Raw genomic sequence first — 14,206 nt, forward strand, 5'->3', positions numbered from 1 at the left:
CTCAGCGGTAGCAAAGTGATGCTAGAAGCTCGCTTCAAGTCCAATGCTCACTCTACGGGGGAAGCCGATGCTGGCAAGTGTGCCATCGTCAAAAACAGAAATTTCGTAAAATTCATCCGAGACATTGGTTACGTCTAGAAAAACACGTGTATTACCGATGCTATAACTAGCCTGAAAGTCGGCAGTCCAGTAACTGTCGACGGCGTTAGCGCGAAGATTGGCATCGTCACTGAAATAGCTGTCGCTATAACGACCGAATAGACTGAAGGCTAATTGCGTAATGGGCTTCCAGATAACTCCTGCTACGGCGGTTACCTCGGGTGAACGCTGAAATTCATTGCCGGCAATCAGTGCACCGGCAGTAGAATTGCTGTCGTACTCCGTTTTGGAAATGCCGATCCCGCCTTGCAGGAACCACTGGTCGCTGGCCCGGTAACGGCTGTCAATTTCGATGCCGACCGCACTGGCGTCAGGAACATTGCTGAAGACGTTAGCGAAAAAATCCGGCCCGATTTCAACCAGCGTAGCGATTTGCAAGTCGGAAAAATCGCTGTAGAAGATATTTGAGTTAATCGCCAAGCGGTCGTCCAATAAGCTACCCCTGAAGAAAAGCTCATAGTTCCAGAGCTTTTCCTCCTGGAAAGTTTCCCTTGCAAAAGTATCGAAGTTAAAGGTAAACCCGCCGGCATTAAAGCCGCGTTCAGCCAAGATGCCGACGCGGATATCTCCTGATATATCATAGGCAATTTCAAATTTTGGCAAAAACTCTGAAAAACTCTCATCAAAATCAATGGGGATATCCGGCACAAAACCACCGTCGCGGTTTTGCCGGTCTCGCTGCCAGCGACCACCGGCGGTAAAGTGTAATTGTGAGGTTGCCGACCAAGTGCTTTCGGCAAATACACCGATGCTTTCCCGGTCATCGGTAAATTCACCCACACCCAGGCCAAACCCGGAGAGGTTAAGGCTTTCCCCGCTTTCAGTGCTGGAAATATACACCCCGACCAAACCGGATATCCGGTTGTCGGGTTGATTGATTCTGACAATCGTCTCGTTGGTCAGGTCATCGGAATCGATAGCGGCGTTACCGGTCCCCAGCGGAGCCAGGCGTCTTACATTGACATCTGAAAACGTGGTGACATTACTCAACGACACGGCGTCATTGACTGCATAATTGACATTGAGCACAACGGCATTGGCGCGTGTTTCGAAGACAGAGAAGCCCGGGTTAAAACGCTCTAGCTGGTCGAACGGCTGGTCCACGCTATCGGTTTGCGGTCGAGAGGTGTCCGTGTGGGTGATCGTTAACAGCGCGTCTAACGCCTCAATCGCCCTGGGCCGCAAGCTTAACCTGCCGCGCAGATTGACGGTTTCAGACGTTCGTAGATCGGCGCCGACATCTTCAGTAACACCCAGCGGTTTTACAAAGCTTTCCCGTTCACGAACATCGGCGGAGAATCGATAGGCCAACTGGCCATCACCCATGGGGCCGCTGACTACACCCGACAGTTGGCGGCTGTCGTAATCACCCAGGACCGCGCGCAGTTTTCCCTCCACTGCATCGTGGTTGGGTTTTGCGGTTTCTATATAGACGGCACCGGCGACGGCATTGCGTCCCTGTGTTGTCGTCTGCGGTCCTCTGAAAATTTCAATCCTGTCGATATCCCAGGCTGACTCAGTGGAGTAGACATACTCATTAAATGTCAACTGCCGGCCATCCACTTGAATGGTGGTGCGTGGTTGAGAGCCGCCGAAGAAGCTTTCAAGGCTGGTCAAAACGCCGCTGGTGTTTGCGCCGCGGATAGTTGGACCCTGGTTGCCCTCGCCGCTGGTGGTTACATTGGCGGTTTGTTTAAAGACCTGGTCCAGGGTATCAGGCCCGGCAAATGCGTCTAAGTCCAGGGCTGAGGTTACCACCACGGAGGAGGCGGTCTCCCGTTGACTGCGCGCAACGCGCTCACCGGTTACCACGACATTTTCCAGTATTTCTGTACTCCCGGCTGGGGGAGTCTCCGTGGCGTTAGTCGCAATCGATAACACCATCAGGGTGGTCGGCAGCATATAGCGGCAGATCATGGTCTGTGCCCGGTTGTTTGACGGCGCTCATATTACTGGGCCAGAAAGCGAATGTAAATGATAATAATTATATTTAAGCTTTGAGCTAGTGTCTGCTAACCCTGATGGTTGCAACCAGCCTATTTCCCGTCCGGTATTTGATGCCAGGAAGGTTCGTGGCTTGCTTGATAGGCTGGTCGCGCCTTGATACGGCGGACATAATCCGCCACCTTGGGTGACGGTTGTGACAGCCAGCCGAACTGCACTGAAAAATCCAGGGTGCCGCCGAAGACGATATCTGCCGCACCAAATCGATCTCCCATCACCCAGTCCTCTGTCGGCGTCATCTCTTCGATACTGCTCAGCACGCGTTTGAGGTCTCCCCAGCCGACGGATTGAGCCGGAGTGTGCAGTTTTTCGTTTTGCAGCGTGAACATCGGTTCCAAAGTGTTACCTGAGAAGAACAGGTATCGGTAGTAACGTCCGCGCTCGCTGCCGGTGATGGGTGGTGCCATACCCGCTTGCGGAAACTTGTCAGCGAGATAGGCGCAGATGGCGGCCACTTCGGTAATGACGATGCCATCATCTACCAGGGCAGGAACTTTCTCCATGGGATTAATGGCCTTGAACGTGTCCGCATGATTCTGTCCTGCCATGTAGTCGACGACAATCTGCTCGTGTTCAACATTGAGTTCTCTCAACATCCAGTCGGTGGTGACGGCGCGGCTCATGGGGTGGTAGTAGTGCTTGATCATTGATTGGCTCTCCGGTTGCTCGGATGTTTATGTCATTGAGATCGGCAGGATAACGAACACCTACTGACACCGTGGTGTCAGTAGGTGCAGAGTAGACTATTGTCGGCCTACCGCATTCAGCGGCGATATGCCGTTGTAGTTGTTTGGGAGAAAGAAGAGCGGAAGGTATCATATATGATCTTTTTTTGCCCGAAAAGCGCTAAAATAGATCAAATTTGACACCATTCCATCCGGGTTTTGCCTCCATCAAGGGTCGCGGCCGTTACCGTCGGCGTCGATCAGCGGTAAACAGTGCCGAGTAGCCGCCACAATGGGAATCACGGTATTCACCTCGCCGCTCCTGAGTACTCTGGGTTATTGTTGCGACCCCCTAAACTCCAGCCCATGCCCATCACGCCATCACTGGAAAAATCCAATGACAGTTCCGGCTGCATACCAGGACGCGCTGGTCTGACATTGACAAGTACAGAGTATTGGGCAGCACTATTGATAACTAAACTTGCCCGCGACAGTTCCCACCACTTCGTTTTGAGATGCCGTCACTTGGCTGAAAAGCGCCGATGAAAAAAATGCAACTCCATGAAATTAGGCGGCACACATGACGTACTGTCTCACTGTGCCGTTGCGCTATGAATGACAAGCTAATTGCCTGTTGTGATACGTTCGGCGAGAATGTTTTTGATTGCCTGCTTCACAAGCAGGGCAGTATTAATAAATGGGGTAACCCGGCAGCACATGGCGTTATTTGGCGGCGGAGTAGAACAGTTTAAACGCTGCTCAACAACTACGTAAATGCGTAGTTTTTTATGTCACAACTAAACTTCGTGATGCAGACCGCATATTGCACATCAAAGCTGAGGAATTTATCTCTTACAAGTAGACAAGCCGGGACTTTGACCCAGCTTTCCTTATAGTATAAGAAGAGCAGGAATGCTTAAGACATTATGTACCGATTATTTAGCGGCTCTGCTATTTCCAGTGGTTCTGCGTATTTACATCACTGTTAAAAAACAATTACCGCTCGGCTTTTTTATCCTATGACTCATTCTAAAATATGCTTGTTATGAAAAAGAATATTTTCCTCTCTCTGCGAACCCACTTGCTTGTTCTCTGTTTAGTTGTACTTCAGGGCTGCGGCGGGGGCGGTGGCTCTTCGTCAACTGGAGGAGAAACAATAAACGACCCGCCAACCAACGAACCGCCAACAGACACCACTCCTGATGGCTTTAACTTCGGTGTACAAACTGAAGCTTTACCTGCAACGGATGTTGAATCACTGCCGGCCACTATTACCGGCATCAATGCAGTTACGCCTATCGCTATTACCGGCGGTAGTTATCAGCTCAACGGTGCTGCTTTCACTACTTTGGATGGCGAGGTCAATAATGGTGACAGCTTGGTCGTCAGGGTCACCTCCTCAGATCAGCCTGCAACATCCGTGACAGCGACGGTGACAGTGGGCGGCATAAGGGGTGACTTTGTTGTTACAACCCTGACGGAATTTGATGAAATCCCTGACGGCCTTACCTTTGCGGCTCAAGATAATGTGCAGCCATCGACAGCGATAGATTCACCGGCCGTGGCTGTCAGCGGTATTAATATTCCAGTACCAATTACTATCACTGGCGGTCTTTATCAACTGAATGATGGTTTGTTTACTGCTGATGCGGGTGTGATTAACGATGGTGACTCGCTTGTGGTAAGAGTAACCTCATCGGATCTGCCGGCGACCTCATCGACAGCCACCGTGACAATCGGGCCTGCCGGCAGTTCTGTCAGCGCTGATCTAACCGTGACTACTCTGCCCGTATTCGATACAACACCCGCTGCTTTTTCGTTTGCCGAGCGAGTGGATGTTGAGAGAAATACGACTTTTGAAGCAGAAGAGATTGTGATTAGCGGTATTAATGTACCTGCGCCAATTAGCATTACCGGCGGTGAGTATCGTATAGGAGCGGGAGATTACACCGCCAATGCGGGTACGGTCGTTAACGGTCAAACAGTGACCGTCCTTTTGACATCCTCCGATAGTTTTAATGCTGCCGCCACGGCAAGGTTAACCGTGGGTGATATTAGCGCCGATTTTACTGTTACAACCCTTCCCGATGTAACGGCGCCAACGGCCAGTGTCCTTTTCCCCCCACCAAAATCCCTGACGGAGGCGCGCACGATTGTCGTAAGAGGCAGTGCATCCGACGGTAATGGTTCAGGTGTTGCCCGAGTCACTGTTGACGACATCGCCGCTACGACCGACGATGGCTATGCCACTTGGGAGGTTACTTTGGATTTAGAGCAGGGTAATAATACTCTGGTGGTGGAAACAGTGGATAGTCTTGGCAATGCGAACTCCAGTGCCGCACGAATAGAGATTGAATCCAGTCCTTACTTCTTTAGTTTAAGGAATCTCACGATCGATAGCAGTGGCAATCAGCTCTATGCAATCGACTCTACAAGTCGCCAAGTCGTCCGTGTTAATCTGTCAAGTGGTGCAATCACCAGTATTACTAATCGCTACAACGCTGAAGACCCCGCCCGGGATGGTGTCGGCGTAGCTTTGGCCCTTGATGAGGCGGGTAACCGGGTCTTGTTCTTTAATCGAGACGGACAACTGGTTGCCGCGGACCTTAGTACAGGAGAGCGCACTATCGTTGCCAGTCCATATGATACTTTGGATATGGCATTTGAAGCTTATACCACGAGAGCCGGAAGTCCGGTATCGGCCTCCTTCGATGCTGCTAATAATCGAGTAGTAGCACTGGATACTAATTATGACGCAATATTTGCCGTTGGTCTCAGTAGTGGTGAGACAACGGTTTTATCCAGTAACCTGGATGAGGCGGCGAATCCTTTTGATGGGCCTGTCTCTATGGTGGCGGATGCCGCCAATAATCGTCTATTGGTTGCTGATAATAGAAATGACAATATTGTCTCCGTCGATATATCAACGGGTGCCCGTAGTGTTCTGCTGGACAACGAAGGCGTTGAATCGCCGCTGCAATTTGAGGGGCCGTCGCGTTTGGCTTTTGTGAGTGCGAGCAACACTTTATATATTTATGATGCGTCAGTTTTTGTCAGGCGTATTATCGCCGTTAACCTGTCGGACAATAGCCGCACGATCTTTTCAGAGGGCGGTACTCAAGGGTTTTTCTCATCTCCAAGCTTCATCCATGATGCGGCCAGTAATCGCCTGCTAATGGCTGAGGGAAAGTCCATCAGGACCCTTTCACTGGGTGATAGTACAGAGGCTGAGCTATTGTCCAGCCATTTCCCGGTGCGTGAAAACCCGCTGATTAATGCCTTGAATTTTGCCGTTGACTCCACTAACGATAGCGTCTACGTCCTCGATGGTTATCTAAGGCGCAATCAGGGTAGCCATGTTGGCGCTGCCATTAAGCGTATTGATGTCCTTAACCAGCGCAGAGACTTGTTGGCCGGTGGTTATATTGGTGACTCTTTCACACAGCCTGATGGAGAGCTTTTACCCTTTACCATCAGGAATGGCATTGTTGTTTTGGACAGCAATAATAATCGCCTGTTACTCCCACACTATCCATCCTCGATCATCAGTGTTGATACTGAAAGCGGGGAGCAAGCCGTTTTTGCCGATGGTTTCGACAGTAGTGATCCACTGTTTCCGGATGGGACTGATGTGGTCGTCGATAACGAAAGCAATACCGCTTACTTCGCCAGTACGAGAACGGACTCCATTATTACCATGAACCTCGACACGGGTGAGCGCGGGTTGTTGTCCAGCAATACCTTCCCCGATGCCAGTGACCCGGAGGCCATTCGTTTAGCTAATCCTGCCGGCATTGCATTAGATCGCGCCAATAATCGCCTACTGGTATTGGATGCGTTTACGACCAGTCCGAGAGCAGTGTTGATGTCAGTCAATCTTGACACGGGTGAGCGCAGGGTATTGGCCAGTAGTGATGACAACGCTGGCAGACGCCTGGCGAGAGCTCGAGACCTTGCCTTCGATCCCGAGACCAATACGGCGTATACCATTGGCCAGGCGGGGGGAGATGTCGTACTTGCCATTGATATGGATACCGCGAATATCAGGATTTTGTCCAATAACTTTGCAGATGATCCCTTTAATCGCCTATTTGAGCCAAAAGCTGTGGCATTCGATGCCGCCAACTCGCGGCTGCTGGTTATCGACGGCACTGATCTTGGTGGCATCGCCGGTGCTTCTAATACACTGTTAGCGATTGATCCGGTCAACGGACAGCGCGTTATTCTGAGTCGCTGATTTTTGCACCGCATCGAAGCGCCGGCCGGCCAGCCGCATCGATACCAGATAACAAAGTGCCGCGCAGACAATAGCGTCACAGGCAGGAATGGTGGTGATCACCAATACTTGCTTGGAGCTCAAAGCGGCAACGGCGACCGCCAGTGCCCAGGCGATAAAGGCCGGGATATTGAAAGCCGGCGCGCCATCCAATGCTTGTAGTTGGTAGCGACCGCGGCGCAGCACGAAGAAGTCCACCATATAGATGCCTGCAATGGGCGGCACAGTAATGCCCAGTAACAACAAAAAGTCGACAAAGTGGACCATAACGCCACTCAGTGCCAACACCGTGCCGGCGACACCGGCCGTCACCGTAATGACCCAGTCGCGGGCAAAGGGCAGCGCCTGGGCGATACTCAGGGAGGCGGAGTAGAGGTTGCTGGTGTTGGTGGTCCAGGTGGCGAATATCATAATGATCAGCGCCGGCGTACCCAGGCCGAATTCATACAGCGTGCGCATTAAATCCTTTTCGCCGGTCACCAGTATGGGAATGCCCGCCATCACCAGAATCAACATGGAGAAACTGCCGTAGCTGCCCAGGGCGGCGACAACGCTGTCGCGCGGCCGGCGTGAAAAACGGCTCATATCGGCGACTATGGTAACCCCCACCATAAACGTACCCACCACAGCGGAGATCGCCATGCCCATGCTCGAAAGTCTGCTGTCGCTATTGCCCGGCACCGCGGCCAGTTCGCCCAGTGAGTGGTGTTGCAGCACCGAGTAAATACAGGCAAACAAAGCCGCCAGCATCAGTGGCACCGACAGGCGGCTGAGTTTCTCGATGGCGCGAAAGCCAAACACCGTGGTGACAACCATCAGCACACTGCCGGCGGCAATGAAGCCCGCCAGGGGCCAGTCGATAGCGAACAGCTCAAGCACCGCCCGCTGGCAGGCCTGGCCGAACAGCATGGCGGTGACGCCGTACCAGCCGAACAAGGTGATCGACAAGACCAGGTTGACAACCCGGGCACCGGTTCGGCCGTAGGCGAACTGGGTGATGGCATAAGTCGTCAGCTTGCTTCTGGCGCCGACGGTCATGGTCAGCATGGCGGTAGCCGTCAGTATCAGCCCGCCGCAAAAAATGGCCGTTATGCCCCTGACGGCGCCGAGGCCGTGGATAATTTCCGCCCCCAGTAAAAACGCCGGCAGGGTAATGGCAACGCCGACGATAACCAAGGCGATGCGGACGCCGCCGACCTGTTCATCCGGCGGCACGGCGTGGTTGGCGTGATTGCGGGTTAAGCGTGAGAGTGTCGACATGGGCTGGCTTCGATGGCGACCGGCTCGATCAGGTGCCGAGGGCCGCAAAGGCCTCACGGGTCAAATTGCGGGCCCGATTGCTGGTGACGACGACATTGTCTTCAATGCGCACGCCGCCGAAGGGTATCAGCTTGTCCACCAATGGCCAGTTAATTGCTTCGGCTTGCGTGTGACGCAGCGGTTCGAGCAGGCTTGGAATGAAGTAGGCACCCGGCTCCACCGTGACGACCATATTCTCGGTTAATGTGCGGGTGCAACGCAGCGCCGGGTATTGCGCGGGGGGCGGCCGCAGTTGCCCCTGCCGGCCGCACTGGTGGCCGCCGCGATCGTGAACCTGGACGCCGATCAAATGCCCCAGCCCGTGGGGGCAGAACGCGCTGCTCAAACTTTTTGCCTGTGCTTCATCGACGGAGACCTTGAATACTTCCATATCACAAAGCAACCGGGTCAACATCCCGTGCATGGAGTTATGCAGGTCGACGTAATCGGCACCGGGCAGACAATCCTGCGCCAGGCGCTGCTGGCAGGTTTCGACACCGCTGAGCAGTGCACTGAAATCGCCGTCTACTGTCTGCTCCTGGGCCTGGTAGGTGCGGGTAATGTCGGCGGCGTAACCGGCGTGTCCGGCCCCCGCATCGATCAAAAAAGAACGCATAACGCCTGGTGCGCGCTTGGACAGATGCATATGGTGGAGCACTGCGGCGTGCTCATTCAAGGCGCAGATATTGTTGTAGGGCAGTTCGTTTTCCGTCTGCTTGGTTGCAACCAGATAAGCCTGGTGAATCGCGTATTCCGAATCACCTCGATAAAACGCCTGTTCTGCGGCTCTGTGGCCTTCGACGGCGAGTTGGTTGGCCGCTGCCATGCAGCTTATTTCATAAGCGCTTTTGCCGGCTCTGTGGTAGTCGACGATATGCAGCACGTCGGCGTTGTTGTACTGCGGTGCTGTCAGTGGCAACTCGCCGTCGCCGTTCTCGCCAATTACGGCCGTAGTGGCATCGACTCCCAACTGGCGCTGCAACTGCTGCGCGGTCTGGTAGTAGTCGATCTCGAAAGCCGCGGTGATATCAGCGCCCGGCGGCTCGGCCGGTGAGTGCCAGTAGTCGTCCACCTGCTTCAGCAGCAGCCGTGGCCCGTTTCCTTGAGCCTCGATCAGCAGGTAGGCCTCGGGGTGGTCGAGCAGCGGCAGCCACTCCTTGAAATAGGGATTGACTTTAAACGGGTAGGGCAGGTCATCGAGAAACTGCATGTGCTCGGAACCGGAATGGATAACGATTTTCCGCCAGGGTGTGTTTTCGAATACGGTGCGATAGATCGCCAGCTTGTGGTCGATATGATCGGCATACAGTTTATTCATGGTGGATACTCACGGCGGTGATGGGAATTTCCCGCTGCAGAAAATCGCTGTTTTCCGCCCGGGCATAAATGGTTTCCAGCGTGCTGAAGCCGGCCACCACGGCGCCGCAGACGGCAAAACCCCGGCCGTCGCCGTTGCGCTCGCCGCCGGCATCCAGGCAGGGGCTGTCCTCCATGCAGATAAAAAACGCCCCGTAGGGGCGGTCCTCGGCGAAGCGGGCGGTGGAGAATGCCCAGCGCCGGTGTGTCAGGCCGGTGTCGCTGGTGGGCTCCAGTGGCAACGCCGGCAGTGACCGGGCGGCGCCGACTTTGAGTCCGCCCTGGATGATGCGGATCGGGCCGCCGTTGCCGCGGTGGTCATTAGCCGGTGTGGTAATCCGGTAAATCGTGCTGCCGGCGTAGTGTCCCGCCGCGACAAGCGCCTGAAAGTAGCGGCTGGTAACCGGTGCCCGTTGGGCATTGAGCTCGACGGTAAAATCCCCGCAGCCGGTGGCGAAATGCAGCACGGGGCCGACCCGGTTACGGCTTGTCGCGGTGCTGGCTGTCGAGGTGGTGGGCATTATCGGTGCCTGTTTTTATAGTTCGGTTGCAGTTCGGTGGTGGCTCGGTGTTAAGGAAAAATAGCCGGTGTGCCCACCCACAATACCCGGCATTCCGTATCGCCCAGGTTCATGGCGTTGTGATCGATCTGGGAATTGATATGGATGCTGTCGCCCGCATTCAAATCGAAAACCTCGTCGCCGACGACAATGCGCTTGCTGCCCTGCAACACATAAAAGAAGTCGTCCCCCTCCTGGCGGTGTACCTGGGGCAGTTCGCAGCCCGGCGGAATAATCATCAGCAGGGCCGTCAGTTGCGGGTTGCGCACATCGCCGTCGAGCCGGTAGTAGGTCACCGGCGACTCGATATCGACTTGCACCGGGTCATCGGCCCGGCGCACCAGGCTTTCGATTTTGGGCGGTGACAGGAAGTAGTTGATATCCGTTTCCAGTGCCGCGGCCAACTGCATCAGCGAGACAATGGAGGGCACGGCCTTGCCCCGCTCGGCCTGCGAGACGAACGCCGGCGACAGCTCCGCTTTATCGGCCAGCGCCTTCAGTGTCAGGCCCAATTCCTTGCGCCGCGCCAGCAGCAGGGCGGGAATGGATTTGCCGATGGATTTGGCTTTATCTATTTCGGTTGGCAAAAAATGGCTCCTTAATTTTGAGTCTTATCTCTATTACTGCTCGCTATCTCTCAGTGCGATACTGTTGGCGCATTGAACAGCAACGCTGGGGGTAGGTCCACCCTGGTGCAAGTTTTTCGCTGGCGAGGATGGCGGCGGCCCAAATGGCACTTCCTTAAGTAAAAAATGTGTCAATTGACCGGTTTGCCGCTGGGTGGGGCTGTCAGAAACACGGACTAGGCGTCCCCTCGATGAACCCCCGCAAGCGGGTCCAGCCCAAAGCCAGAGGCTTTGGGCGTTTCGCGGGGCGAAGCAGTGCTTCGCTTTTCCCCGCTCCACCCATGGGGACTCGCCTAAAGCGCCTACTTTCGCCTAGAGCGCCTACTCTTGGTGGTGCCCGACAGCATCCCTGCTGTCGAGAGTTTCTGACAGCCCCACCCAGCGGCAAACCTACCTCCGATATTCTTAACCAAGATCGGCAGGGATAACGTGGGGTCGATAAGCGGCGCAATTTCGTTTAAGGCAGGGATACCGGCGCCCCTCTTGCCCCCTCTAGCTCCCCGCTATGTATACCCGTATCCCCATTATGCGTACCCGTTCTAGCAGGTCCTCGCCCAGCTATCACCAGGGGCGACCTGGCCAGCACCTTGCCAGTTTTGCCCGTATATATCGATCGATTTTCGATACTCCTTGTTAATGTAATCAACCTTATCAAATTTTTTCACTATATCAAATATATTTTACATGAGAATTATATATGCTATGGTAGGTGCCAATGTTGCCTTCGGGCGTGCTGGCCAGCTCAGCAGACCGACAAGCCGCTGAAGTGCGGATCAATGGCAAATCATCGAATGGAAACTACTGGGCGGAGACTACAGGACAGAGACTACTAGACAGTCAGCAGCGCAGCGGGAATCGCGAGCAGTAAACGAGCAGTGAAGGAGCGCCGGCGGCCAGGCCGACCATAGCTATCCGGTCGACTATGGCTGCCAGGCCAACTATCTAATTATTAGAAAAAGATAAACAAGACAAATTAATAACGCATTACAACAACAGTAATTGGAGGGCCCAGATGTCCGTTATTCCCGATCCCCGCAAGCTGCACCGCAGTGTTCTCCATTCGGCCGGTTTTGCCCTGTTGGCCGGCGCGTCCCCCCAACTTATGTCCCAGACACCGGTTCAGCAAGAGTCGCTGGCGCTCGAGGAAGTCGTCGTGACCGCCCGGCGCCGCGACGAAACCGCCCAGGCCAGCCCGGTGGCGGTCACCGCGTTCAATGCCCAGATGCTGGAGCAGGCCGGTATCGAGCGGGTGGAGGACTTTATTCAACTGACCCCCAATGTCACCCTGGCCACATCCCAGGGCATCGGCACCAGCTTCCTGAGTATTCGCGGCCAGACCCAGGTCAGGAACGGCGAGGCGCCGGTGGCGGTGCTGGTGGACGGTGTGCTGCAGTTCAGCGGCATCCAACTGCGCCAGGAAATGTTCGATGTCGAGAGTATCGAGGTGGTCAAGGGCCCCCAGGGGGCCATCTACGGCCGCAACGCCACCGGCGGTGCCATTATTATCAATACCAAAAAGCCCTCCGACGATTTCGAGGGCTATGTCGAGGCGGGCTTTGGCGACGGTGACGAATACTCTGTAGAAACCTCGCTCAGCGGCGCCCTGGTGCCGGATCAACTCTACGGGCGCCTGTCGGCCAAATACATCGATCGCGAGGGTTACCTGCGCAATATCACCCGCAACGAAAAGGATGATCCCTTCGAGGATACCACCCTGCGCGGGCGCCTGATCTGGGAGGCGAGTGAGACACTGTCGCTGGATTTCCGCGCCAATGCCCAGCGCCACCGCGGCCGCGGTATCGGTTTTCAATACCAGGCCGTAGACCTGGCCGACGACGGTATTACCGCCATCGGTTTCGGTACCGGCACAGGACCGATAGACGCCAACAATGTGCTGCCGATTATCTCTAACAACCCCGACCGCGGTGAGCGCGATATGTTTGATCTGGCGCTGAAGATCGATTACGAAACCGACTTCGGCACATTTATCGCCACCAGTGCCTACACCGATATCGAGGAGTGGTCCGACTCCGACCAGTTCCCCTACACCAATGCCCGCAGCTCCGCGGCCCTGTTTGGTTTCGACGGCACCCAGACCGGCTTTTTCGACCTGCAGGCATTCAGTCAGGAGTTTCGCTTCAGCTCGCCCGGCGACCGGGCCCTGCGCTGGGAAATCGGTGCCTACTACCTCGACTGGGAGCGCTTTATTTCCCTGTCCACGGGGGTGGATACCGGCGACGGCATCCGGCGCGTGGAGCGCCGCCCGATTACCGGCCCGATTAACCCCACGGTGTCTTTTCTGGCCGATGACAATGACAACACCGCCTGGGCGGTGTTCGGCCAGCTCAACTGGGACCTGAGCGAGCAGTGGGAAGCCTCGGTGGCCCTGCGCTACGACGAGGAGGAACGCGAGCAGCGCGTCTCGCCGCTGCAGTTTCCCGCCGGTGAGCCGGGCGCCCGCAACAGTGCCACCTACGACAAATGGCAGCCCAAGGTGACACTGCGCTACCTTCCCTCCGACGCCATTTCCTGGTACGGCACCTACGGCGAGGGTTTCCGCAGTGGCCAGTTCAATCAGAACGGCATTTCAGTCACCGCCGCCGAGGCCGGTATCAACGGCGTCACCGATGTGGTGGACCAGGAGGAATCGCAGTCCTATGAAGTGGGCTTCAAGGGGCAGTTTGCCGACAATCGCCTGCGCCTCAACGCCGCGGTTTTTTCCACCGATATCGAAGGCCAGCAGTTCTTTTCCTTTATCGGTGCGATCAGCGCGCAGATTTTGACAACCATTGACGATGTGTCGCTGCGCGGTGCCGAAATTGATGTGCTGTACCGGGCCGCCGAGGGGCTCGACCTCTACGCCGCCTTTGGTTTCACCGACAGCGAGATCGAGGGCTATACGCCCAACCCCGCCGCCGAGGGCAACGACGCACCTTATATCGCCGAGCAGACCTGGAACATTGGTGCCCAGTATATTCTGCCGTGGAATCTCGCCAATACCGAGTTGTTTACCCGCATCGACTTCGAGCGTCGCGGCGAACAGTTCTGGGACGTGGAAAATTCCAGCGCCCGCGACGCGCTGAATCTGCTGAATTTGCGCTTTGGTGTGGAAGATCAGGAGGGGCGCTGGTCGCTGATAGCCTCCGTGGACAATGCCACGGACGAGGAGTACAACAGCGAATGGGTGGTCGGCGGATTTTCCGCGGCGGCGCCGGGCCGTATCTGGGACGTCAAGTACCGCTATAACTTCTAAACCACCAG

At 55.3% G+C, this 14,206-nt stretch carries 8 protein-coding genes; 2 read left to right on the forward strand and 6 right to left on the reverse strand.

What is annotated here, in order from left to right; translation table 11 throughout:
* Positions 1-21: 21 nt before the first annotated feature.
* Complete coding sequence (locus FKG94_RS25985) at positions 22-2,076, reverse strand: TonB-dependent receptor (RefSeq protein WP_142929872.1); 2,055 nt, start codon at positions 2,074-2,076, stop codon at positions 22-24.
* 119 nt (positions 2,077-2,195) lie between these two features.
* Positions 2,196-2,810 (reverse strand): glutathione S-transferase family protein, encoded by a 615-nt coding sequence (locus FKG94_RS25990; RefSeq protein WP_218943649.1) that lies wholly within the window; start codon positions 2,808-2,810, stop codon positions 2,196-2,198.
* A 1,063-nt stretch (positions 2,811-3,873) separates the two neighbouring features.
* Between FKG94_RS25990 and FKG94_RS25995 the strand changes: the two genes are divergently transcribed.
* Complete coding sequence (locus tag FKG94_RS25995; protein WP_142929873.1) at positions 3,874-7,065, forward strand: hypothetical protein; 3,192 nt, start codon at positions 3,874-3,876, stop codon at positions 7,063-7,065.
* Here FKG94_RS25995 and FKG94_RS26000 read toward each other — a convergent pair.
* Genes FKG94_RS26000 through FKG94_RS26015 form a run of 4 tightly spaced genes read right to left on the reverse strand, consistent with a single transcriptional unit; the run spans position 7,018 to position 10,906 of the window.
* Positions 7,018-8,364, reverse strand: coding sequence for a cytosine permease (locus FKG94_RS26000; RefSeq protein WP_142929874.1), 1,347 nt, complete (start codon positions 8,362-8,364; stop codon positions 7,018-7,020). The two genes, FKG94_RS25995 and FKG94_RS26000, sit on opposite strands and share 48 nt — an antisense overlap.
* Before the next feature lie 28 nt (positions 8,365-8,392).
* A complete protein-coding gene (pepQ, locus tag FKG94_RS26005; protein ID WP_142929875.1) occupies positions 8,393-9,721 on the reverse strand; it encodes a Xaa-Pro dipeptidase in 1,329 nt (442 codons plus the stop codon).
* Positions 9,714-10,280, reverse strand: a complete 567-nt coding sequence (locus FKG94_RS26010; RefSeq protein ID WP_142929876.1) for a peptidylprolyl isomerase — start codon at positions 10,278-10,280, stop codon at positions 9,714-9,716. Before FKG94_RS26010 ends, pepQ begins: the two co-directional genes overlap by 8 nt.
* 50 nt (positions 10,281-10,330) lie before the next feature.
* Entirely contained in the window at positions 10,331-10,906 is a 576-nt protein-coding gene (locus FKG94_RS26015; RefSeq protein WP_142929877.1) for a helix-turn-helix domain-containing protein, read from the reverse strand.
* Between the two features lie 1,051 nt (positions 10,907-11,957).
* Here FKG94_RS26015 and FKG94_RS26020 point away from each other — a divergent pair.
* Entirely contained in the window at positions 11,958-14,198 is a 2,241-nt protein-coding gene (locus FKG94_RS26020) for a TonB-dependent receptor (protein ID WP_142929878.1), read from the forward strand.
* Positions 14,199-14,206: the final 8 nt, after the last annotated feature.

The organism is Exilibacterium tricleocarpae, from assembly GCF_007004655.1.
Classification (GTDB): Bacteria; Pseudomonadota; Gammaproteobacteria; order Pseudomonadales; family Cellvibrionaceae; genus Exilibacterium; species Exilibacterium tricleocarpae.